Source organism: Pseudomonas sp. ADAK18, from assembly GCF_012935695.1.
Lineage (GTDB): Bacteria > Pseudomonadota > Gammaproteobacteria > Pseudomonadales > Pseudomonadaceae > Aquipseudomonas.
On sequence record NZ_CP052859.1, the window covers coordinates 2,419,238 to 2,443,574 of the forward strand.

The following is a 24,337-nucleotide window of genomic DNA, read 5'->3' on the forward strand; positions in this document are numbered from 1 at the left end:
GTGCAATGCGATGAGTACTGAAGACAAACGCGTTCGCGAATTCGCGTATCAGATCTGGGAGTCCGAAGGCAAACCCGAAGGGCAGGAAGACCGCCATTGGGAGATGGCGCGCAAGCTGGCTGAGGCCGAGGCGCTGACACCGAGCAAACCCAAGACCGCCGCCAAACCCAAGGCCAAGCCCAAAGCTGCCGCACCCGCGAAGGCTGCGACGGTGGAAAAGCCCGCGGCCAAGCCTAAGCCCAAGGCCCCGCGCAAGCCTGCCAACTGACCACACACCCCCGACAGGAGCCCGCTCTTGTCGGGTCACTCATGAGCATTTTCAACTGAGCAACCTTCAGCACGGCCCCGTTCGGCCTGAAAAAACCTTGCAGGAGCACCTACATGAGCAAACCCGACAAAGCCAAACCGACGCCTGATAATGAGCCGTCGCGGATTCGTGAAGGTTTGCCCTTCCCCCTCGGCGCGACCTGGGACGGTCTGGGGGTCAATTTCGCCCTGTTCTCGGCCAATGCCACCAAGGTTGAACTGTGTATTTTCGACGACAGTGGCGAAGAGGAACTCGAGCGCATCGAGCTACCGGAATACACCGATGAAACCTTCCACGGCTACCTGCCCGACGCCCATCCCGGGCTGATCTACGGCTATCGCGTGTACGGTCCCTACGATCCGGCCAATGGTCACCGCTTCAACCACAACAAACTGCTGATCGACCCCTATGCCAAACAACTGGTGGGCGCGCTCAAATGGTCCGAAGCCCTGTTCGGCTACACCATCGGCCACCCCGACGCCGACCTCAGTTTTGACGAGCGCGACAGCGCACCCTTCGTCCCCAAGTGCAAGGTCATCGACCCGGCGCACACCTGGGGCAACGATCAACCGGTGCGCACCCCGTGGGACCGCACAATCATTTATGAGACCCACTTGCGCGGCATCACCATGCGCCATCCTTCGGTACCCGAAGACGTGCGCGGGACCTGTGCCGGGCTGATGGTCGACGATGTGCTCAAACACATCCGCCAGTTGGGCGTGTCGTCGGTCGAGTTGCTGCCGGTTCACGCCTTCGTCAACGATCAGCACCTGCTGCAAAAAGGCATGACCAACTACTGGGGTTACAACAGCATTGCCTTTTTCGCCCCGGACCCGCGCTACCTGGCCAGCGGCAAGATCGCCGAGTTCAAGGAAATGGTCGCGCACCTGCATGAAGCTAAGCTGGAAGTGATCCTCGACGTGGTCTACAACCACACCGCCGAAGGCAATGAACAAGGCCCGACGCTTTCCATGCGCGGCATCGACAACGCTTCGTACTACCGGCTGATGCCCGATGACAAGCGCTTCTATATCAACGACTCCGGAACCGGCAACACCCTGGACCTGAGCCATCCTTGCGTACTGCAGATGGTCACCGACTCCCTGCGCTATTGGGCGACGGAAATGCATGTGGATGGTTTCCGCTTCGACCTGGCGACCATTCTCGGCCGTTACCACAACGGTTTCGACGAGCGCCACAGCTTCCTCGTCGCCTGTCGCCAGGACCCGGTGCTGCGCCAGGTGAAGATGATCGCCGAGCCCTGGGACATCGGCCCGGGCGGCTATCAAGTGGGCAACTTCCCACCCGGCTGGGTGGAGTGGAACGACCGCTTCCGCGACACCGTGCGGGCGTTCTGGAAAGGTGACGATGGCCAACTCGCAGACTTCGCCGGACGCATGACCGCCTCGGGCGAGATGTTCAACCACCGTGGACGTCGGCCCTACAGCTCGGTGAACTTCATCACCGCCCACGACGGCTTCACCCTGCACGACCTGGTGTCCTACAACGACAAACACAACGAGGCCAACGACGAGAACAACCAGGACGGCAGCAATAACAACCTGTCGTGGAACCACGGGGTCGAAGGCCCTACCGACGATCCCGAAATCAATGCCCTGCGCCTGCGCCAGATGCGCAACTTCTTCGCCACGCTGTTACTGGCCCAAGGCACGCCGATGCTGGTGGCTGGCGACGAGTTCGCCCGTACCCAACACGGCAACAACAATGCTTATTGCCAGGACAGTGAAATCGGTTGGGTCAACTGGGATCTGGACGAAGACGGCAAGGCCCTGCTCAAGTTCGTCAAACGCCTGATCAAGCTGCGCCAAGCCTATCCGATCCTGCGTCGCGGGCGGTTCCTGGTGGGTGACTACAACGAAGACATCGGGGTCAAGGACGTGACTTGGCTGGCCCCCGATGGCAATGAAATGACCACCGAGCAATGGCAAGACAGCCATGGCCGTTGCCTGGGCATGTTGATGGATGGCCGCGCCCAGGAAACCGGTATTCGCCGCCCAGGTGCTGACGCCACCTTGCTGCTGGTGGTCAACGCCCATCACGACACGGTCAATTTCCGTCTGCCGCCGGTGCCGGATGGCGGCTTCTGGACCTGCATGATCGACACCAACCAAACGGCAGTACACGGCCAGGAGCGCTTCGATTTCGAGCACGAATATGCCGTTACTGCACGCTCATTATTGTTGTTTGAACTGCAGCATGAGGACGAGGTGTGAGATGGTTTTGCATCGATTTCTTCAAGGGAACCGCGACTACCCGGATATCCAGGCGCTCGGCCAGGCACTGAGGGATCTTGTGGAGGAAGGCCTTGATCAGTTGCCATTACCCGGTAGCGGTCAAACCCTGGAGCGGTTCAGTCAGTTGGCTCAAGTAGCGGGCCATGACTTGAGCCTGTGCAAGTTGTTTGAGGGGCATACCGACGCATTAGCGATCATTGCCGAACTCCACAGCCCACTGCCTCCGGTAGGCAGTACCTGGGGCATGTGGGCTGCCGAACCGCCCACGGCCCGGGTACAAGTGCGGCATGACAGCCATCGCCTATTGCTCGAAGGCCGCAAGGCTTGGTGTTCCGGCGCAGCGGTAGTCAGCCATGGCTTGCTGACGGCCTGGGACGAAGAGGGTCGCCAGCAACTGGTGGCCGTGGACATGCACAGCCCTGGCGTTACCGTCACCCAAGAGGGGTGGCATGCCGTGGGCATGGCGGCCACCGCCAGTGTCGAGGTGCAATTCAAGGGGGTCATCGGGGTTGCCGTTGGTGGCCCGGGAGATTACCTCTCACGTCCGGGCTTCTGGCAAGGCGGAATCGGTATTGCAGCGTGCTGGTATGGCGCCGCGCAACGCCTGGGCGAGGCCCTGCGTGAGCACTGCGCACGGCGTACTGAGCCACACGCGCTAGCCCATCTTGGCGCTGTTGACAGCACCCTGCATGGCGCCGGCTGTGTCTTGCGTGACAGTGCCTTACAGATCGACCAGCAGCCCAAAGCCGATGCACGATTGCTGGCCCAACAAACTCGAGCCTGTATTGAAGAAGCTGTGGATCAGGTCATCCATCATGTCGGCCGCGCCTTGGGGGCAGGTCCTTACTGCAAGGATCCGCACTTCGCCCAGTTGATGGCTGACCTGCCGGTATACCTGCGCCAAAGTCACGCCGAACGCGACCTGGCCGCCCTTGGCCAACTCGTCGCAGACCAACCTGCAGGGAGGTGGCAGTTATGAAAACCAACCCTATTGTCGGCCAGGGCACGCCGTTGCACTTATGGCAAAGCTCAGCGCACCTGACGCAATTACCCTATATCGACATTGCCGAACTGGTGCCTGAAGGCAGTCGGGCCGTGATCATTGCACCACATCCTGACGATGAAGTGCTTGGCTGTGGCGGTCTGTTACAGGGCCTGGCGGCACTCGGGCGGCCGTTGCAGCTGATTTCCGTGACTGACGGCAGTGCCAGCCACCCTGGTTCTCGTCGTTGGCCGGCGCAGCGTTTGAGCGTGGTCCGCCCCCAGGAGTCGGCCCAGGCCCTGCATCGTCTGGGCCTGCCGCTGCATAGCCTGAAATGGTTGCGCGCCGGATTCAGCGACAGTCACGTGGCCGCCCAGGAAGATGAATTGCGTCAGTTTATCCAGCGCCACCTCAAGCCCACCGATGTGGTCCTCACCACCTGGCGCGAAGACGGTCACTGTGATCATGAGGCGGTCGGTCGTGCCAGTGCCAACGCCGCCCGGGCAGTCGGTGCGACATTGCTTGAACTGCCCGTATGGACCTGGCATTGGGCAACCCCCGAGGACAGCCAGATTCCCTGGCACCGCGCGCGTAAAATCCCCCTCACTACCGACGTCGTGGCACGTAAGCGGCACGCCATTCATGCCTTCGCCAGCCAATTGGAGGGCGACCCACAGATCGGCCTGCCACCGGTACTGGCCCCGTATGTGCTGGAACGCCTGCTGCAACCCTTTGAGGTAGTGTTCGTATGAGTGTCACCACACCCTACTTCGACCAACTGTTTGCCAAAAACGATGATCCCTGGGAATTTCGCCAGCGCTGGTACGAACGCCGTAAACGGGCGCTGACCCTCGCTGTGCTGACACGGCCACACTACACCTCGATTTTTGAACCGGGCTGCGCCAATGGAGAGTTAAGCGCCGAACTGGCGCCGCGCTGTGACCGCCTGTTGTGCTGCGACACCTCGATGGCTGCGGTGATTCTGGCGCGTAAGCGCCTGACGGAGTTTTCCCATGCCGAGGTGCAACAAAGCCGCTTGCCGCAACAATGGCCCACACAAGCGTTCGAGCTGATCGTGCTCAGTGAGCTTTGTTATTACCTGGATCGTGATGACCTGTGCAGCCTGATCGATTGCGCCCTCGCCTCCTTGACCCCCAAGGGGCAAATCCTTGCCTGCCACTGGCGCCCAGTCATCGAGGGCTGCCCGCAGACGGCCGAACAGGTGCATGAACTTCTACAGGTACGGCTGGACATGCCACGCCTGATCCATCACCACGACAGTGATTTGCTGCTCGACCTGTGGTGTCGTGAGGGAGCTTCAGTTGCCGAGTTGGAGGGACTGCGATGATCGGCATTTTGATACCGGTGCATAACGAAGAGGCGCTGTTGGGAGAATGCCTGAAAGCCGCCATAGTGGCCGCGAGCCACCCAGGGTTGTTGGGGGAAGAGGTACAGATTCTGGTAGTGCTCGACAGCTGCAGCGATGGCAGTGCCGCTATCGCCCAGGCGTTCGAAGTGCACAGTCTAGAAGTGCAGGCGCGTAATGTCGGTCATGTACGTGGTGTGGGGGCCCGGTATTTACTCAACAACGGCGCCCGCTGGATTTCCTGCACGGACGCCGACAGTCGAGTCGCCCCTGACTGGCTGGTGGCGCAACTGGCCCTTGGGGTAGATGCCGTGTGCGGTACCGTGACAGTAGATGCCTGGAGCGAAGGCTTCGATTCCGCCGCGCAAATCCGCTATCACCTGGACTATGAGGCCCGTGAGGGACATCGGCACATTCATGGGGCCAACCTCGGTGTCAGCGCCGGCGCCTACGTGCGGGCGGGCGGGTTCGAGCCACTGGCCTGTCATGAGGATGTACAGCTTGTACTTCAATTGGAGCGTTGCGGAGCTTCCATAGCCTGGAGCCACCGGCCCCAGGTGATTACCAGCGCCCGTCTGGACTGTCGGGCCAAGGGCGGGTTTGGTGACTACTTGAAGAGCCTGATGCAGGCCTCGTAAAAAAATAGCGGGATTCATCGCCGTAAACGAGACGAATCGTTGACTATGATCAATACTCTTCGCACGGCAATCCAAGGTTGGAGCGTCGGCGCGGTGCGAAGGTCAGGTTCACGGTTCCTGCGAACCCGGTTCTCGCGCTACCAAAAAGAGTCGTCCCGTCAACGGGGTACGACCAGGCACTACCAGGACAAGGACGTGATACTCATGAAGCCCGCCCCCTTAGTTGAAGGCCGCCGTGGCCCTGCTCAAATCTGGAATAGTGCGCCGCAACTGGCGCAGATCCCCGCTATCAGCCCAACCACCCTAGTGCCCCCCGGCGCGCGCGTGGTGGTCATTGCCCCACACCCCGGCGATGAAGTAGTAGCCTGTGGCGGTTTGCTGCAATTGCTGAGTACCCTCGATTATTCCCTGCAACTGATTTCCGTGACCGACGGCAGCGCGAGCCATCCGGGTTCCAACGTCTGGCCAGCCAAGCGCTTGAGCGTGATTCGCCCCCAGGAAAGCGTCGAGGCGCTACGACGCCTGGGCATGCCTCTGCACAGCCTGAAGTGGATTCGCGGTGGTTTTACCGATAGCGCGCTCCCGGCTCGGGAGCAGCAACTAAGCCAATTCATTGCCCGCTACCTGCAACCCGGCGACGTGGTGTTCACCACCTGGCGCTCTGACGGCAACGACGATCATGACGCCGTTGGTCGCGCCGCCGCCAAGGCCTGCCTGCTGGTGGGCGCACGTCTGCACGAATTGCCGGTATGGGCCTGGCATTGGCCCGCCCGCGAAGCCATCAACATTCCCTGGCGACAGGCACGCAAGATTCGCCTCGACACCTGGAGCGTCGCGCGCAAGCTACACGCTGCCCACGCGTATGCCAGCCAGTTGGTGGGTGACCCGGAAATCGGCCTGCCACCCATGATGGCGCAGGTGCTGCTGGAGCGGATGCGAGAGCCATATGAGATTGTGTTTTTATAGCCATGAAACACCCCCAATCCAACGCCAGCGCTGGGTTGAGGGCTCCACTTCAGCCCTGCGGCCGTAGAATCAATACCCCCAGCGGCGGCAGGTTCAGCGACAGCGAGACCGGCTGTCCATGCCGTGGCTCATCCTCAGTAAACACCCCGCCACCGTTGCCATAGTTGGACCCGGCATAGGTATCGGCATCGCTATTGATCGCCTCGCTCCACTGCCCGGCAAACGGCACGCCGACCTTGTAACCCTCACGTGGCACCGGCGTGAAGTTAGCGACCACCAGCACCGGCCTGCCCTCCTTGCTCCAGCGCAGCCAGGCATAGACACTGTTGATCGCGTCATCGCCGATCAGCCACTGAAAGCCCTGGGGGGCGTCATCCTGATCGTGCAGTGCCGGTTCTTCGCGGTACAGGCGATTGAGGTCACCCACCAGCTTTTGCACACCCCGGTGCTCCGGGTATTGCAGCAGGTACCAATCGAGCTGCTGATCGTGGTTCCACTCCCGCCATTGGCCAAACTCGCAGCCCATGAACAACAGCTTCTTGCCAGGATGCATCCACATGAAACTCAGGTAGGCCCGCAAGTTGGCGAATTTCTGCCAGCGATCACCGGGCATCTTGTCGATCAACGAGTGTTTACCGTGAACCACTTCATCGTGGGAAATCGGCAGGATAAAACGCTCGGACCAGGCGTAGACCAGGCCGAAGCTCAGCTCATTGTGGTGATGGGCGCGGTAGACGGGATCTTGCTGGATGTAGTGCAGCGAATCGTGCATCCAGCCCATGTTCCACTTGTAGTTGAACCCCAGGCCGCCTTGCTGGGTACTTTGGCTGACCCCGGGCCATGCCGTGGACTCCTCGGCAATCACCAGCGCACCGGGGGCCTCAAGGGCCACTACGTCATTCAGATGACGCAGGAAGTCGATGGCCTCCAGGTTCTCCCTGCCGCCATGGCGGTTCGGCACCCATTCACCGGCCTTGCGTGAATAGTCGCGGTACAACATCGACGCCACGGCATCCACCCGCAGGCCGTCGATATGGAAATGCTTGAGCCAGTGCAGCGCCGAAGCCAGCATGAAACCGTGGACTTCCGTGCGCCCCAGGTTGTAGATCAGCGTGTCCCAATCCTGGTGAAAGCCTTCCAGCGGGTTGCCATATTCGTACAGCGCGGTGCCGTCAAATTGCGCCAGGCCGTGGGTGTCGGTGGGAAAATGCGCGGGCACCCAATCCAGAATCACGCCGATATCCGCCTGGTGACAGGCGTTAACGAAGAACGCGAAATCGTCCGGCGAACCGAAGCGCGCGCTGGGGGCGAATTGCGAAAGCGCCTGATAGCCCCAGGAACCACCAAACGGGTGCTCCATGATGGGCATCAGTTCGATATGGGTAAAACCTAGCTGCTGCACATAGGGAATCAGCCGTTCAGCTAACTCGCGCCAACCATACTGACGGGCCACTTCGCCGACCTCGTCCAACTCGCACTGCCAGGAGCCAGCGTGCAACTCATAGATGGACAAGGGCGCGCTGGGCTGTTGCCGTTCGCTACGCGCTTGCATCCATGTCTGGTCCTGCCAATCCACGTGCAGGGGTGAGGCAACTTTTGACGCAGTGTCCGGTGGCAACTGGGTGGCCAGGGCCATCGGGTCGGCCTTAAGCGGCAAGATGCCACTAGCCCCGAGAATCTCGTATTTATAGGCAGCGCCGGGCTGCAGACGCGGGATGAAAATCTCCCAGACACCTGAGGGATGGCGCAAGCGCATCGGGTGCCGACGGCCGTCCCAGATATTGAAGTCCCCTACCACCGAAACCCGCTTGGCATTCGGTGCCCACACCGCAAAGCGCACGCCCTGGATACCGTCGACGCTCGTCACTTGGGCGCCAAGGCAACTGCTCAGGTCACGGTGATTGCCTTCGGCAAACAAATACAGGTCCATCTCCCCGAGCAACTGGCCGAAGCTGTAGGGATCTTCGGTGACCTGTTCGCCACCGGCCCATTGGATCTTCAACAAATAGCCTTGGCGCGTGGCGAAGTGGCCGACAAACAGCCCGGGTATGTGCGCCGCATCCAGGTTGCCGATCTGCTCTCCAGTGTCTTGAGCCAGTACCTGAACACTCAAGGCTTCGGGCAAATAGGCGCGGATAAACTGACCGCCCGCCTCGTCATCGTGAGGACCGAGAATCGAGAATGGATCCTGATGTTCGGCCCGCACCAAAGCTTCGATATCCTTGGAGGCAGGCATCACCGTCAGCTTGGGTTGCAGCGGTTCTTTGTGTGTAAAACTCATGACGTCTCCCCACCGCGTGCAGTTTTGGATACAGGTTTGAGCCCGCTGAGCAGCCCGTGCAAACCTTGCAACGGCACCGGCAACCAGGTCGGGCGATTTTCCGCTTCGTAGGCTACTTCGTACGCGGCTTTCTCCAGGCTGAACAACGTCAGCGCTGCGTCCTGGCCTTTGGCGTCCTGCCAGTCATGGGCCAGTGTAGTCGTGGCCTCATGGTAGGCCTGGATAAATGCCTGTCGTGCCTCACTCAGGTAACGATCTGCCACCCTTTGCCGCGCCGCATTGGCTTCGGGCGAGTGATCCACCCCTTGCACATTCAGGGCCATGGCGGCGGCATAATCAAACGACCGTAGCACGCCACTCACATCCTTGTACGGGCTGTGTTTGCCGCGTCGCTCATGGAGCGGCCGTGCGGGTTCGCCTTCAAAGTCGATCAGGTAGGCGTCGCCCTTGACGACAAGCACCTGGCCCAGGTGCAAGTCGCCATGCACGCGAATCCGCAAGCCTCCCACCGTGGCCTTGGCCAGCGCCTGGACGTGGCTGGCGATGAGTTTTTTCTGATCCAGCAAAGCACTGACCAGCGCTTGATCAGCAGCGCTCAACTTGCCCTGATGGTGCTTGAGCAACTGCAGCGCACGGTCAATTTGTGCGCCTACCTGCTTGGCCCAACCCTGACTGTCCTTGAGAGACGTGACCTCGGGCTTGAAGTCTTTGTTGGCGGTTGGCGCCGCCAGCACCTGATGCATCTCCCCCAGGCGCTGGCCGAGCATTCCGGCGAAGTCCGCCAGTTCACCGAGGGCGTTGTAGTGTTGTTCCTGCTCGGAAATTGCCTCGGCCAACTCATCGCGAATCGCCCGCTCCAGGTTGTTCTGGGTCCAGCCCCAGGCGTCGCCCTGATTACTCAGGTAACCCTGGGCAATCATCAGCAAGCTGTCCTGGCCTTCGGCATCGCGACGAATCACCGAGCCCAGCAGCGGCGAGATGTGTTCATAGCCGGCGGCTGTCAGGTAAGCCCCCATCTCCAGTTCGGGATGCACACCCGCGCTGACTTTGCGGATCAGCTTGAGCACCAGACTGCCGCCCACCACCACGGAACTGTTGGACTGCTCGGCGGCCAGGTAGCGCACGTCCGACTCGTCGGTGAGTTCCAGTTGAGCCAGTTGCGCCGCGGATTCGAAGCGAATGTCGCCGTCGGTGGAATGCAGCACGGTAGTGGCTTGCAGGCCATGGATCACCGCGCGGATGTAGGTGTCGAGGCTGAAGGCATCGGTCACCAGACCGACCTGGCGCACCCGGCGTACACGGGCCAATGCCAGTTGTTGTGGCAAGGCGCTGGTGTACTGCTCTTCGGCCAGGAAGCCGAGCGGCAGTTGATACCGGCTGACCTGTCCGCCGGTGGTGACTTCGATCTCGCTGAGCAATACCGGGTGCAGGGGATCACCAAAACGCACACCGTAGGCGATGTGTACGTTGTCGATAGCCGAGTCCTTGTTGGCAAACCAGCGGCGCTTGGGCAACCAGGCAGGCAGCGAGGTCTGCTCCAGGGTGGTGCGACATGGCGCTTCGAGCAACTCTTCCATGCGCTTTTTCAGCACCAGCGTGGTGAAGTCCGGAATGCTTTGCGCCGGCTCCACATGCCAGCTCGGCATCTGGTTTTCCGCCGCCAACACAAACCAGTAGAAGCCATACGGCGCCAGGGTCAGCAGGAAAGTCAGCTGGCCGATGGGTGGGAAGGCATTGCCGCCGAGCATTTCCACCGGGACCATCCCCGCAAATGCCGAGAGGTCCAGCTCTGCCGCTTGGGCGCTGCGCGAGACGTTGGCCACGCAGAGGATGATTTCCTGCCTGCCGTCATCGCCCGTGTATTCACGGGTATAGGCCAGGATCCTGCGGTTGGTCGGCGAAAGCATTTTCAGACTGCCACGACCGAACGCCTTGGACTGCTTGCGGATTGCCAACATACGCCGGGTCCAGTTCAGCAGCGAATGCGGGTCCTGGGCCTGGGTTTCGACGTTGACTGACTGGTAGCCGTAGAGCGGGTCCATGATCGGCGGCAGCACCAGGCTTGCCGGATCGGCACGGGAAAAGCCGCCGTTGCGGTCAATGGACCATTGCATGGGGGTTCGTACGCCGTCGCGGTCGCCGAGGTAGATATTGTCACCCATGCCAATTTCATCGCCGTAATACAGGGTTGGCGTGCCCGGCATCGACAGCAGCAGGCTATTGAGCAGTTCGACGCGGCGGCGGTCGCGCTCCATCAGTGGTGCGAGGCGGCGGCGAATACCCAGGTTGATCCGGGCGCGGCGGTCGGCGGCGTAGTAATTCCACAGGTAGTCGCGCTCTTTGTCGGTGACCATCTCCAGGGTCAACTCATCGTGGTTGCGCAGGAAGATCGCCCACTGGCAATTGGCGGGAATCTCCGGGGTCTGGCGCAGGATATCGGTGATCGGGAAGCGATCTTCCTGAGCCAGCGCCATATACATGCGTGGCATCAGCGGAAAGTGAAAGGCCATATGGCATTCGTCGCCGTCATCGCCCTTCTTGTCACCGAAATACAGCTGCGTGTCCTCCGGCCATTGATTGGCTTCGGCCAGGAGCATGCGGTCCGGGTAGTTGGCGTCGATTTCGGCGCGGATCTGCTTGAGGACGTCGTGGGTTTCCGGCAGGTTTTCGTTGTTAGTGCCGTCACGCTCGATCAGATAGGGAATGGCGTCCAGGCGCAGGCCGTCGATGCCCATGTCGAGCCAATAACGCATCACCGACAGCACGGCTTTCATGACCTGAGGGTTGTCGAAGTTCAGGTCCGGCTGGTGGGAATAGAAGCGGTGCCAGAAGTACTGGCCGGCGACCGGGTCCCAGGTCCAGTTGGATTTTTCGGTATCGAGAAAGATGATACGGGTGCCGTCGTATTTCTGGTCGTCGTCGGACCAGACGTAGAAATCCCGGGCCTTGGAACCTGGCTTGGCCTTGCGCGCGCGCTGGAACCACGGGTGCTGGTCGGAGGTATGGTTGATTACCAGCTCGGTGATGACCCGCAGCCCGCGTTTATGGGCCTCGGCGATAAAACGCCTGGCGTCGGCCATGGTTCCGTAGTCGCTGTGCACGCCACGGTATTCGGCGATGTCATAGCCATCATCGCGCCGTGGTGAGGGGTAGAACGGCAGCAGCCAGATGGTGTTCACGCCTAGCTCGGCGATGTAGTCGAGTTTGGTGATCAGCCCAGGAAAGTCGCCGATACCGTCGTTATTGGAGTCGAAATAGGATTTGACGTGAACCTGATAAATCACCGCATCCTTGTACCAGAGCGGGTCTTTGATAAAGGTGGCAGCCTTGGGTTTCTTCGCCATTGGATACTCCTGGAGAGTTCAAAAAAATCTACCTGAATAACCACAATCAATGTGGGAGCTGGCCTGCCTGCGATAGCGCTTTGCCGGCTAGCATTTCCGGCACTGACCCACCGCTATCGCAGGCAAGCCAATTCCCACAGTTGATCTCCGGTGTTTTGGAGATCAGGGCCCCTTCAGGAAACGGTAATCCGCCAAATCCCGAACGGCTGGTGCCACGGCTCGATCCGCATCCACTGGGTCTTGCCGTACCAGGTCCAGCGGTGGCCGTTCATCAGGTCCTCGCCCTGGGTCTGGGCATCGTCCGCAAGGCCCATCTCCCACAGCGGCAATTCAAAGTGGGCTTCCTGGGCGTTGAACGGATCGAGGCTGACGGCCACCAGAATGAAGTTGCTGCCGTCATCGCTGCGCTTGCCGAAGTACAGGATGTTGTCGTTCCAGGCGTTGTAGAGCTTCAGACCCAGGTGACTGTGCAGTGCCAGGTTTTGCCGGCGTATCCGGTTCAATTGGGCGATCTCGGCAATGATATTGCCGGGCGCGCTGAAGTCCCGTGGGCGGATCTCGTACTTCTCCGAGTCCAGGTATTCCTCCTTCCCCGGAATCGCGGCGGCTTCGCACAATTCGAAACCTGAATACATGCCCCATAACCCTGAGCCCATGGTGGCCAGCACGGCACGAATCAGAAAGCCAGCGCGGCCGGACTCATGGAGAAAGCCTGGGTTGATGTCCGGCGTATTGACGAAAAAGTTGGGGCGAAAGCATTCGCGCCAGGGCGACTCGTTCAACTGCGTCAGGTATTCGGTTAGCTCGGCCTTGGTGTTGCGCCAGGTGAAATAGGTGTAGCTCTGGGAGTAACCGACCTTGCCCAGGCGCGCCATCATGGCCGGGGTGGTAAACGCTTCGGCGAGGAAGATCACATCCGGGTGTTTGGCCCGTACATCACTGATCAGCCATTGCCAAAACGGCAGCGGCTTGGTGTGGGGATTGTCGACCCGAAACGTCTTGACGCCCTCCAGGACCCAGCCCACCACGATGTCCCGCAGCTCGGTCCACAGGCTTGGAATGGCGTCGGCGGCGTAGAAGTCGACGTTGACGATGTCCTGGTATTTCTTCGGTGGGTTCTCGGCGTATTTGATACTGCCGTCGGGGCGCCAGTTGAACCAGCCGGGGTGTTGCACAAGCCAGGGGTGGTCCTGGGAGCACTGGATAGCGAAGTCCAGGGCGATTTCCAGGCCGTGATCGGCGGCGGCCTGCACCAGGCGCCGGAAGTCTTCGCGGCTGCCTAGTTGCGAGTGAATGGCGTCGTGACCACCCTCCTCACTGCCAATGGCGTAAGGGCTGCCCGGATCATCGGGCCCGGCCGTCAGGGCGTTGTTCTTGCCCTTGCGATGGCGGCGGCCGATGGGATGGATCGGCGGGAAGTACAGCACGTCAAAACCCATGTCATGGATCATCGACAAGCGTGAATGCACATCGTTGAAGGTGCCGTGACGGGCCGGGTCGTCAGTGATCGAGCGGGGAAACAGCTCGTACCAACTGGCAAATTGCGCAGCCTGACGCTCCACATCAATCGGGTACACCGGGCTGATGCTCAAATAGGGGCGATGATCAGCCTGGGCCATCAGGCGTGCACTTTCTTCGTGCAAAAACATCGCTACTTGTTCGGTTTCCAGCAAGCCCGAGAGTTGGTGGTGCAACTGCATCAAGCGGTCGCGCAGTTCGTTTTCACTGCGCTCGGCAGCTTGTAGCACCTGGCTGCGACCTTCCTGCAGTTCCAGGCTGACTGGCACGCCAGCCTCATGCTTCTTGCCCAGCTCGTAGCAAAAGCTGGCGAAGTGATCGATCCAGGCCTCGATGCAGTATTGATGAGGGCCTTGGGCGCTGACGGTCAATGCGCTCTCCCAGCCATTGTTGCCGACATCGGTCATGGCCACGCGGTGCCAGCTCTCTTCACTCAACGGGCGCCAACGCACCAGCACCGCGAGCTTATCGTGACCGTCAGCAAATACCTTACTGGTCACGGTGATGCGCTGCCCCACCACGGCCTTGACGGCAAACTCGCCGCCGTCGATCACCGGGGTGGTGCTTTCAATGGCAATCCTGGGCAGCAGCAGTGCCTGGGACAGTGGTAACAAAGGCGTTGAATCGTCTTGCGTCGGTGCTATCTGGTTCGGTGATTCAGCGGTCATCGAGCATGTCCCCTTACGCCCCATGGACGCTCTTGTGCTTGATACGCAAAGACCCATCCTGAAGCGGACCCTTTAAGTTCCGAGCCCGATGGCGGGTGAAAAGTTCAGGTGAATCTGCCGCCGCCGGGCGGGGAATCAAATCCCCCCTACAGATGTCCACCGATATAGCAAAGCACAAAGGAGGCCATACCGATGAATATCCCGATTCCGGCTGAAACGCCTGATCCCAACATTGATAAGCCGACATTGCCGCCAGCCGAACCCGAGCCGATCCCGGAGCAGGAACCACCGGACACAACGCCGCCAGCGAAGGAAGACCCTCCGACGACGAGGCCCCCAGTGATCGTCTGAATACCAAGGAGAACATCATGCCCGTACGTATCGAAAACCAGACCTGCTACTTCTTGGTCGACGAGAGCGGCGAAGAGCAAAGCCTCGCAGCCACCGATGTCACGGTGATTACCGACAGCGAAAAATCCATGTCCGCCGTCGAACTCAATGGCCGACGTCTCTACATTACAGAAGCAGAAGCCGACGCCCTGACCGTCGCAGGCGCCAAGGACGGTCGTAAGCATTTGAAGGCGACTGACGGTGATTCGGTGATTTGATTGATCTGTGTCAGAACACCGCTAAGTTGACTGATACAGGCCCAGGCCCCTGGACCCACGGGGTGCTGCACATTGTCGCAGGAGCGGATCGGCAGCTCATCTGATCCGCTTTTTATAGCAACACCTGAGCCTGTTATGCAAACAGATCGCCGGGCATAGTTCATCCGCCTGATGGAGGCTGATGAGCGAAAGACCATGAGCGAGAGAATCCCCGTCCGATTAGTTGAAACATTCGAGCCTGCTCAACAGAAGAAGGCCAAATCCAGCGACAACCTGATCCACACCCGAAGCTTCACCGGTTTGTTCCGCACCTTGCGCCTTAGCGGCGCGGCCTTTCTGTTCCTGGCGTTCTTCGCCACCGTGTGGCTGAACTGGGGCGGTCGGCAGGCGGTGTTATGGGACCTGGCTGAGAGCAAGTTCCACATTTTTGGCGCAACTTTCTGGCCTCAGGATTTCATCCTGCTGTCGGCGTTGTTGATCATCTGTGCCTTTGGCCTGTTTGCGATCACCGTGTTTGCCGGACGGGTCTGGTGCGGCTACACCTGCCCGCAGAGCTCGTTCACTTGGTTGTTCATGTGGTGTGAAAAAGTCACCGAGGGCGAGCGCAACCAGCGCATCAAGCTGCAGGCCGCGCCATGGAGCCTGAACAAGTTGATCAGGCGTTCGGCCAAGCACACGATGTGGCTGGCGATCAGCGTCCTGACGGGGTTGACCTTTGTCGGTTATTTCACCCCTATCCGCCCGTTGGCCGAGGAACTGCTGACCTGGCAAATGGGTGGTGTCAGCCTGTTCTGGGTGCTGTTTTTCACCGGTGCCACCTACATCAACGCCGGATGGCTGCGCGAAGCAGTGTGCATGCACATGTGCCCGTATGCGCGGTTCCAGAGCGTGATGTTCGACAAAGATACGCTGACCATTTCCTACGATGTGGCTCGCGGCGAACACCGTGGTCCGCGTAAGCGTGATGTGAAGCCTGCCGAGGTTGGCCTGGGCGATTGCATCGACTGCCAGCTCTGCGTGCAGGTTTGCCCTACTGGTATCGACATCCGTGACGGTTTGCAGATGGAGTGCATTGGCTGCGCCGCCTGTATCGATGCCTGTGATTCAATCATGGACAAAATGGGTTACGCCCGTGGCCTGGTGAGCTACACCTCTGAACATCAACTGCAAGGCGGCAAGACGCGCCTGCTCAGGCCAAGGCTGATCGGCTACAGTGCCGTGCTGTTGGTGATGATCGGCGCGCTGGTGGTGGCATTGGTGGAGCGGCCGATGGTGTCGCTGGACGTGACCAAGGACCGTGGGATGTTTCGTGAGAACAGTGAAGGCTTGATCGAGAACATCTACAGCCTCAAGGTCATCAACAAGACCCAGCAGCGTCAGGATTATCGTCTGGAACTGGTGGACGGTGATGGCTTCCAGTTGCAAGGCAGGACCGAAATCAGCCTGGCGCCTGGGGAGATTACGGATGTGCCGGTGTCGGTGGCGATGACAGCAGATAAGCCGAGCAGCAGTTCCCAGACCATCAGCTTCAAGGTATCGGACAGCGACGAGCCCGGTATTTATAGTGTCGCCAACAGCCGGTTTGTGGCGCCGTTGAATCGTTGAGAAATGCAATGCCAGAAACACCGGAAATCAAATGTGGGAGCGGCGGTGCGACGATTCGACTTGCTCGCTCCCACATTTTGGTCTGTGTTCAATCAGCAAAATCTGTTTAAAGCACTGAGTCCCGATGAAACGCTACGAAAAATTCGCCGACGACATCGCAGAACTGATCCGCTCCGGCGTCCTCGGCCCCGGCCAGCGCGTACCGTCGGTGCGCTATGCCAGCCAGACCTATGGCGTGAGCCCGTCCACGGTGTTCCAGGCGTACTACCTGCTGGAACGCCGAGGCCTGATCCGCGCCCGTCCCCGCTCCGGGTATTTCGTCAACACCCACGCGCCGAGCCCGTTTTCCGAGCCGGCTGTCAGTGAACACGTGCATGAATCCACCGAGGTGGATGTCAGCGAACTGGTGTTCTCAGTGCTGGATTCGATCAAGGACCCGCAAACCGTACCGTTCGGCTCGGCCTTCCCCAGCCCGACACTGTTCCCGCTGCCGCGTCTGGCCCGTTCCCTGGCCAGCGCCAGCCGGGAAATGGACCCGCGCATGGTGGTCACCGACATGTCGCCGGGCAACCCGCAATTGCGTCGGCAAATCGCCCTGCGCTACATGGTCGGCGGGCTGATGTTGCCCATGGAAGAACTGCTGATCACCAATGGCGCCCTGGAAGCGCTGAACCTGTGCCTGCAAGCCGTGACCGAGCCCGGCGACTTGGTGGCCATCGAAGCCCCGGCGTTTTACGCCAGCCTGCAAGTACTGGAGCGCCTCAAGCTCAAGGCCGTGGAAATCCCCGTACACCCACGGGACGGCATCGATCTTAAGGTCCTGGCTCAAAGCCTGGAGCGGTACCCGATCAAAGCCTGCTGGTGCATGACCAGTTTCCAGAATCCCATGGGCGCCACCATGCCCGAGGCCAAGAAACAGGAATTGGTGGAGCTGCTACGCGGCCATCAAGTGCCGCTGATCGAGGATGACGTCTACGCCGAGCTGTATTACGGCCAGCAGGCGCCAAAACCGGCCAAGGCGTTCGACACCGAAGGCCTGGTGATGCATTGCGGCTCCTTCGCCAAAAGCCTGGCTCCTGGCTACCGCATTGGCTGGGTCGCCGCCGGGCGTTATGCGCAGAAAATCGAGCGATTGAAGTTGATGACCTCGCTGTGTGCCTCAATGCCAGCCCAAGCGGCGATTGCCGACTACCTGCAACACGGTGGCTATGACCGGCACCTGCGAAAGTTGCGCTATGCCCTGGAAGAGCAACAAAGCGCCATGCTCGCCGCCATCGCCCGCTACTTCCCGGCGCAAACCAGGGTCAGCCAGCCGGCGGGCGGCTACTTCCTGTGGCTGGAATTGCCGGAACAAATGGATTCGTTGAAGTTGTTCCAGATGGCATTGGCCCAGGGCATCAGCATCGCCCCGGGGCCGATTTTTTCGCCGACACAGCGGTTCAGGAACTGCATTCGCTTGAATTACGGTAGCCCGTGGAATGATGCTTCGGAAAAGGCAATGGAGACACTGGGACGAATCGTGCGGTCGTTTTGATGGAGTGCCCCTCGCCACCACGGGTATCTGCCCTCTGTAGCCGCTGGCGCAGCCTGCGATCGGCTGCGCAGCAGTCGCCAGTCTCTTGAAACTGTCGAAGGTCCTGCGGCCCTTATCGCAGCCTCGTGCCTCGACAGCGGCTACAGGGCTTTCGGGGGGGCCAAGAAATGTGTAGAGACCTATCCGTCGCCACCGATACTCACCCGCTATCGCCCGCCGGCCAGGTCGATAAAGGTCCCGGTGGCATAGGACGCTTTGTCCGACAGCAGCCAGATAATCCCCTCCGCCACTTCCTCCGCCCTCCCGCCACGGGCCATGGGAATACTCGGTTCAAGCTTGCTGACTCGATCAGGGTCGCCGCTCAAGGCATGGAAGTCAGTGAAAATGAAGCCGGGACGTACGCCGTTGACACGGATCCCCTCGCCGGCCACTTCTTTGGAAAGGCCAATGGTGAAGGTGTCCAGCGCGCCTTTCGACGCCGCATAGTCAACATATTCCCCTGGCGAGCCCAGGCGCGCGGCGCCCGATGAAACGTTGACGATGCTGCCACCCTGCCCGCCATGCTTGGGCGACATGCGCAGCACGGCGTGCTTGGCGCACAGGATCGGCCCCAATACGTTGGTCTTGAGAATCTTCAGGATACGAAATTCGGACATCTCATCGACCCGCGACTTGTGTCCCACGGTACCGGCGTTGTTCACCAGCGCCGTGACCCGGCCCAGTTCGGCATCGACGCGGTTGAACAGGCTGATCACTTCGTCCTCGATGCTGACATCGGCGCGCACGGCGATAGCCTGGGCACCGAGGGCGCGGACTTGATCCAGTACCTGATGGGCGGCGTCCTCGTCGGACTGGAAGTTGATACAGATGCGATAACCCTGACGGGCAGCCAACAACGCCGTGGCGGCGCCGATTCCACGACTGCCACCGGTGATGATGACGACTTTGTCCATGCGTGCTGTCTCCTGGTTCACCTGAAAACGGTTGGATCCAAGAATACCTTTGACAGACGGATTTTGCATGGACTCACGTCAAGCTGTCCGTCGTGAATTCAGCCTGGCGTATAAAGTTCGGCCGTGGACAGGGGCGCAGGATGGGATGTAGGCCTTCCTCCACCGGCGATCAACACCTGGCCCGAAGACAAACTCGACGCGCTGTGTTCAAAGCGCCCATCGTGCAGCTCACCCGTCAGGCTCCATTGGCCTGACGCGGGGTCGAACAGCTCGGCTGTCCGGGCGCTCACAGGGTCAGAGGTCGAGCTGTTACCGACAACCAGGACTTTGCCCGTCACCAATCTTGTTGCAGTGTGACCTTTACGGGAGACGTTCATCGTCGTGGGTTCCCACTGATTCAGCGTTGGATCGTAAATAAAGGCCAGGTTTTGCGCTGGCCCGAAAGGTTCATCTGTACCTCCGGCGATCAAGACTCGACCGTCCTCCAACAGAGTTGCGGTGTGCTGCATTCGTGGCGCCGGCAATGGTTGGACCGCTGCCCAAAGGTGTGTTGTGGGGTTATAGATAAATGCTGTCGTCAGTGCGGCATTGCGCCTGCCGGAAAATCCTCCGACCACGAGCACCTCATCTGTCAATAACCGGGTCGCAGTGTGGTTCATGCAATCGACAGACAACCATGTTTCACGTTGCCATTGCCCTGTTTCAGGGGTGTACAACTCGACGCTGTCCTGCACTTGCCCAGAGCCCTGTTGCAGATTGTTGCCACCGGTGACCAGGACCTGATTGGATGCCAATAACGTGGTGGTATGACTAAAACGAGGCGTGTGTAATTGACCGGTTAGCGTCCAGCAATTTTCAGACGGGTCATACAGTTGAGTATCGCTGAGTGCGTGGGCGGTGCCACTGCCCCCCACCACCAGCACCAGGCCCGAGGGCAGCAGCACTGCACCGCAGGAGCGGCGAAGGACAGGAAGTGGCGCAACCGCAGACCACGTCTCCAAGTGCTGGTCATAAAACTCGACCCGCGTCATGGCCCTTGGATTTTGTGAGGTATCACACAGACCGGGCAGGGTTTTGTCGAAACGCCTGACAATGCGCTGCCCCACGCCTGATCCTGAAAAAACCAGCACCCCGCAGTCTGTTATGGCAATAGCACTGTGGAAATAGCGGGGTTCAAGCATTGATCCGGTCGGCATGAAGCCGTCAGGCGTGAGGGTGCTCATGAGCGTTGACTCCCTTTAGACAGGCGTTTGCCAATGAGGCCAAAGCCCGAATCATCCAGGAATCAAAACTTATACCCCATGAGCAACTGTCGCTACTGTCAGAATTAACAGGTCCCTGTGTCAGAGAACCTGCCTGCCCCTTTTACAATTGCGTGTGCGGAGTTGCCGCTGGCGGCGCCCTTGATCTCGACCATAAATGCCTCCGCTGGCAATGGATGTCCCAGCAAGTAACCCTGCAAAGAATCGCAGCCCAAGCGTGTCAGAAAACTCTGCTGCACATCGGTCTCAACACCTTCCGCCACAATCCGCAGCCCCAGCGCCTGGCCGAGGGCAACAATAGCCGAGACGATGGCAGCATCATCGCTGTCGTGCTCCAGGTCGCGGACAAAGCCACGGTCGATCTTCAATTCATTGGCTGGTAGGCGCTTGAGGTACATCAGGCTGGAATAACCCGTGCCGAAGTCATCAATAGACAGGTCGACACCCATGTCCGAGAGCTTCTGCAGCACCGTCATGCTGGCATCGGCGTCGCTCATGGCGGTGGTTTCGGTAATCTCCAGGGTCAGGCTGTTGGCCGGCAACTGATGACGTTCCAGGGCGCTGGCGACGCTCTTGACCAGCCCCGCGTGGCAAAACTGCAAGGCCGACAGGTTCACGGCGATGCGCCAATCCCGATAACCCTGGGCGTACCAGACTTGCATCTGACGACACGCCTCATTGAGTACCCACTCGCCAATGGGAATGATGAGCCCGGTCTTTTCCGCCAACTCAATGAATTTGTCTGGCATCAACAGACCTTGTTGCGGGTGCTCCCAGCGTAACAGCGCTTCGGCGCCCACTGGCCGCCCCGTACCGGCGTCGAACTTGGGCTGGTAATAGAGTTGGAACTGCCCTTGCTCCAGGGCATTGCGCAAGTCCTGCAGCAACTGCAGTTGCTTGCGGGCGTTGGTGTTCATCGAGACATCGAAGAAGCTGTAACCGTTCTTGCCCATCCCCTTGGCGTGATACATAGCCGCGTCTGCATTCATCAGCAGTTCATGCGGTGTACCGCCGTTGCCCGGGAACATGGCGATGCCCACGCTGGCAGAGATTTTCAGCTCATGTTCGGCGACGTGGAACGCCTGATTGATCAAACCCACCTGTCGTTCGGCCAGGCGCATCGCGTCATCGGCTTGAGTCAACTGCACCAACAACACGAACTCGTCACCGCCGATTCGGGCCAAGGTGTCCTGGCTACGCAGGTCTTCGCGCAAACGCAGGCCCACTTCGCGCAATAACTGATCGCCCATGTGATGGCCAAAGGCGTCGTTGACGGGCTTGAAACCATCCAGGTCGATAAACATCAGGGCAAAACAGCCGCCCTGCTCCGTGATCACCTGCATAGCCTGTTGAATACGGTCGGCGAGCAGGCTGCGGTTCGGCAGACCGGTCAGAGTGTCATGCAAGGCCAGGTGGGTCAGTTCCTGATTGGCCAGGCTCAACGAGTCCGCGAGTACGGCCGTACGCGCCTCCAGGCGAGCGTCGAGCAATGACGTCAGCAGCGCGATGATCAACACCGCCAGGCTGGTGACCAGCACCAGATTATCCAGGCCCTTGCCGCTGAGGCCATCCAGGGCGGCGCCACAGAAACTGCCATCGGCGAACCGTGCGGCAGCCATGCCGGTGTAATGCATGCCGACAATCGCCACCCCCATGATAATGGCCGCCCCGCCTCGGGCCAGGCGCACGTAAGGGGTGTTGCGCCGCAAGTTGAAGGCGATCCACAACGCGGCGGCCGAGGCACCGACGGCAATCAACAACGAAGCGCCAAACAGGGTCGGATCGTAGTCGATGCCCGGTGTCATGCGCATGGCCGCCATGCCGGTGTAGTGCATGGCACTGATGCCGCCGCCCATGATCAGCGCACCAAACGCCAGTTGCCAGGCAGGCAGGCGCGGCTGGCTGACCAGCCATAAGGCAAACCCGCTGGAGAGCACGGCGATCAGCAGCGACAGGAACGTGATACCGATGTCATAGCCCAGGTTGATGGGCAAACGGAACGCCAACATACCGATAAAGTGCATGGACCAAACACCGACCCCCATGGCCAGCGCTCCGCCGCTCATCCAGAGGTACACGGCGCGCCCCCTGGACGTAGCAATACGGCCAGTCAAATCCAGCGCGGTATAGGAAGCGAGGATCGCGACAAATAGCGAGATCAGGACCAGGGCGGGGGAATAACTACCGGTGAGCATGGGACTTCTCGTGGCCAGAGGGCCGAACGGCATCCATGCCGGGTGGAAAAGTCCGCGATTGTAGCGAGAATAATTCTCGGGCACCGAAAAATTATCACGGGGCCACTATTGCCCCGAGTGGCCTTATGTGGCGAGCGGGCTATGTGGCGAGCGGGCTATGTGGCGAGCGGGCTTGCCCGCGTTGGGCTGCGCAGCAGCCCCAATAAGGTCACCGTGTTTTCCAGGCAGAACCAGGTTGCAGGTTTCAGGGCCGCTTCGCGACCCAACGCGGGCAAGCCCGCTCGCCACAACTGCCGACGGGCCGAGTGGCGGTACGCTTACTTCTTGTCGCTCAATTGCATCTGCCCATCCCAACCACCGCCGAGTGCGGCAATCAGTTGCACGCTGGCCACCAGCCGTGTTTGCAGCAGCGTCAGGGCCGTACGTTCGTTGCTCAAGGCGGTTGCCTGGACAACGACCACATCCAGGTAGGCAATCAATCCGGCTTTGTATTGGTTCTGGGTCAGGCGCAAGGATTCCCGGGCCGCTTCCAGGGCTTCATTAGTGACGCCCGCCTCATCCTGCAGGACCTTGAGCTGAACCATGTAGTTTTCCACTTCGCGGAAACCATCGAGCACGGTCTGGCGGTACTTGGCCACGGTTTCGTCGTAGGAGGCCTCGGCGCGGTCGACTTCCGCCGAGCGCTGGCCGCCGTCAAACAGGGTCATGGCCAGCTTCGGTCCAACCGACCAGAAACGGTTGGGCAGGCTGATCCAGTCGGCGTACGTGCTGCTGGAGTAGCCGCCTGCCATGCTCAAGGTCAGGTCCGGGTAATAGGCCGTTTTTGCTACGCCGATATTGGCGTTGGCGGCGATCACAGCCCGTTCCGCCGAGGCAATGTCTGGACGACGCTCCAATAACTGTGAAGGCAGGCTGACAGGAATCTGCGGCAATGCCGGAATATCCTTGCTCACCGCCAGGTTGAAGTTGGCCGGTGGCACACCCACCAGCACCGCGATGGCATTTTCCAACTGAGCCCGCTGCCAGATCAGGTCGATCATGCTGGCCTGGGTGCTTTTCAACTGAGTCTGGGCCTGGGCGATTGCGTCTTTACCCGACACACCGGCGCGGTATTGGTTTTCGGTCATCTGCAGGGAGCGCTGGTAAGTATCCACCGTGGCTTGCAACAAACGAGTCTGCTCATCCATGACCCGCAGTTGCAGGTAGTCCTGCACCAGTTCTGACTGCTGGCTCAAGCGCATGGCCGCCAAATCTGCCGCACTGGCTTCGGCACTGGCTTCATTGGCTTCCAGGCCGCGACGCAGCTTGCCCCAGATATCCGCCTCCCAACTGACGCCCAACTGGGCGTTTAGGGTGTCACGAATACCGCTGCTGGAGGTGCTCAGGCCAGAGCTACTGCTGCCGGTGCCCTGGCTCGCACGGGTTTTCCCGACACTCAGGTCGACACTTGGAAAAAACGCTCCACGGGAACTGCGCACCAGCGACTGGGCCTGGCGAAAACGCGCTTCAGCCTGGGCCACGCTCTGGTTGGCAGTGTTGAGTTTATCTACCAACTCATTGAGTTGTTTGTCGCCGTACAACTCCCACCAAGCGCCACGGGCCAAGGAGTCGCTGGGCGTTGCCTGACGCCAGCCCTGGGCCTCTTTGTACTGGGCCGGCTCGGTGAGTTCCGGACGTTTGTAGTCCGGGCCGACGGCGCAGGCGCTGAGCAGAACTCCGATAAGCGCCACTCCCATTGTAGGAGCGAGCTTGCTTGCGAAGGTCGTTAACGAAAACACGGGAAGCCTGACACCCCGATGCGCACTCAGGTTCTTCGCGAGCAAGCTCGCTCCTACAGGGGGAAACGTTGAATCGG

At 60.1% G+C, this 24,337-nt stretch carries 17 protein-coding genes and 1 pseudogene; 11 read left to right on the forward strand and 7 right to left on the reverse strand.

Translation table 11 applies throughout. The features are described 5' to 3' along the window. Positions 1-10 precede the first annotated feature (10 nt). The 7 genes from HKK55_RS10830 (at position 11) to HKK55_RS10860 (ending at position 6,514) form a co-directional block, all read left to right on the forward strand. Entirely contained in the window at positions 11-268 is a 258-nt protein-coding gene (locus tag HKK55_RS10830; protein WP_169354660.1) for a DUF2934 domain-containing protein, read from the forward strand. A 113-nt stretch (positions 269-381) separates the two neighbouring features. Continuing rightward, complete coding sequence (gene glgX / locus HKK55_RS10835; RefSeq protein ID WP_169354661.1) at positions 382-2,541, forward strand: glycogen debranching protein GlgX; 2,160 nt, start codon at positions 382-384, stop codon at positions 2,539-2,541. Position 2,542: 1 nt separating this feature from the next. After that, complete coding sequence (locus tag HKK55_RS10840; RefSeq protein WP_169354662.1) at positions 2,543-3,541, forward strand: acyl-CoA dehydrogenase family protein; 999 nt, start codon at positions 2,543-2,545, stop codon at positions 3,539-3,541. After that, positions 3,538-4,296: a PIG-L deacetylase family protein gene (locus tag HKK55_RS10845; protein WP_169354663.1), complete on the forward strand. Its 759-nt coding sequence runs from the start codon at positions 3,538-3,540 to the stop codon at positions 4,294-4,296. Before HKK55_RS10840 ends, HKK55_RS10845 begins: the two co-directional genes overlap by 4 nt. Beyond that, entirely contained in the window at positions 4,293-4,892 is a 600-nt protein-coding gene (locus tag HKK55_RS10850; RefSeq protein ID WP_169354664.1) for an SAM-dependent methyltransferase, read from the forward strand. The genes HKK55_RS10845 and HKK55_RS10850 overlap by 4 nt, the downstream gene beginning before the upstream one ends. Continuing rightward, a complete protein-coding gene (locus tag HKK55_RS10855) occupies positions 4,889-5,548 on the forward strand; it encodes a glycosyltransferase family 2 protein (RefSeq protein ID WP_169354665.1) in 660 nt (219 codons plus the stop codon). The genes HKK55_RS10850 and HKK55_RS10855 overlap by 4 nt, the downstream gene beginning before the upstream one ends. A 204-nt stretch (positions 5,549-5,752) precedes the next feature. Further along, entirely contained in the window at positions 5,753-6,514 is a 762-nt protein-coding gene (locus HKK55_RS10860; RefSeq protein ID WP_169354666.1) for a PIG-L deacetylase family protein, read from the forward strand. A 49-nt stretch (positions 6,515-6,563) separates the two neighbouring features. On the opposite strand, the gene glgB is transcribed toward HKK55_RS10860, so the two are convergent. From glgB to HKK55_RS10875, 3 genes are all read right to left on the reverse strand, one after another. Beyond that, entirely contained in the window at positions 6,564-8,795 is a 2,232-nt protein-coding gene (gene glgB / locus HKK55_RS10865) for a 1,4-alpha-glucan branching protein GlgB (RefSeq protein WP_169354667.1), read from the reverse strand. Then, positions 8,792-12,139 carry a maltose alpha-D-glucosyltransferase gene (gene treS, locus HKK55_RS10870; protein WP_169354668.1) on the reverse strand — a complete coding sequence of 1,116 codons (3,348 nt, stop codon included), beginning with the start codon at positions 12,137-12,139 and terminating at the stop codon, positions 8,792-8,794. The genes glgB and treS overlap by 4 nt, the downstream gene beginning before the upstream one ends. Before the next feature lie 173 nt (positions 12,140-12,312). Then, entirely contained in the window at positions 12,313-14,325 is a 2,013-nt protein-coding gene (locus tag HKK55_RS10875; protein ID WP_169354669.1) for an alpha-1,4-glucan--maltose-1-phosphate maltosyltransferase, read from the reverse strand. 368 nt (positions 14,326-14,693) lie between these two features. On the opposite strand from HKK55_RS10875, the gene HKK55_RS10880 reads away from it, so the two are divergent. From HKK55_RS10880 to mapR, 3 genes are all read left to right on the forward strand, one after another. Then, complete coding sequence (locus HKK55_RS10880) at positions 14,694-14,933, forward strand: DUF3203 family protein (protein ID WP_169354670.1); 240 nt, start codon at positions 14,694-14,696, stop codon at positions 14,931-14,933. Between the two features lie 195 nt (positions 14,934-15,128). Further along, positions 15,129-16,538 carry a cytochrome c oxidase accessory protein CcoG gene (gene ccoG / locus HKK55_RS10885; RefSeq protein ID WP_169354671.1) on the forward strand — a complete coding sequence of 470 codons (1,410 nt, stop codon included), beginning with the start codon at positions 15,129-15,131 and terminating at the stop codon, positions 16,536-16,538. Positions 16,539-16,662: 124 nt separating this feature from the next. Further along, on the forward strand, positions 16,663-18,072 hold the full coding sequence (mapR, locus tag HKK55_RS10890) for a GntR family transcriptional regulator MpaR (protein ID WP_169354672.1): 1,410 nt from the start codon (positions 16,663-16,665) through the stop codon (positions 18,070-18,072). A 206-nt stretch (positions 18,073-18,278) separates the two neighbouring features. Here the strand turns inward: mapR and HKK55_RS10895 are convergent, their stop codons facing one another. The 4 genes from HKK55_RS10895 to HKK55_RS10910 all read right to left on the reverse strand — a co-directional run bounded on the left by HKK55_RS10895 (position 18,279) and on the right by HKK55_RS10910 (position 24,218). After that, on the reverse strand, positions 18,279-19,025 hold the full coding sequence (locus HKK55_RS10895; protein ID WP_169354673.1) for an SDR family oxidoreductase: 747 nt from the start codon (positions 19,023-19,025) through the stop codon (positions 18,279-18,281). 98 nt (positions 19,026-19,123) lie between these two features. Next, positions 19,124-20,248, reverse strand: coding sequence for a kelch repeat-containing protein (locus HKK55_RS10900; RefSeq protein WP_169354674.1), 1,125 nt, complete (start codon positions 20,246-20,248; stop codon positions 19,124-19,126). A 104-nt stretch (positions 20,249-20,352) separates the two neighbouring features. Next, entirely contained in the window at positions 20,353-22,515 is a 2,163-nt protein-coding gene (locus tag HKK55_RS10905; RefSeq protein WP_336604610.1) for an EAL domain-containing protein, read from the reverse strand. A gap of 284 nt (positions 22,516-22,799) precedes the next feature. Next, a complete protein-coding gene (locus HKK55_RS10910) occupies positions 22,800-24,218 on the reverse strand; it encodes an efflux transporter outer membrane subunit (protein ID WP_237151341.1) in 1,419 nt (472 codons plus the stop codon). A gap of 13 nt (positions 24,219-24,231) precedes the next feature. On the opposite strand from HKK55_RS10910, the pseudogene HKK55_RS29285 reads away from it, so the two are divergent. Then, positions 24,232-24,318 (forward strand): annotated as a pseudogene (locus HKK55_RS29285) (outer membrane lipoprotein carrier protein LolA); the annotation flags it as partial. Positions 24,319-24,337: the final 19 nt, after the last annotated feature.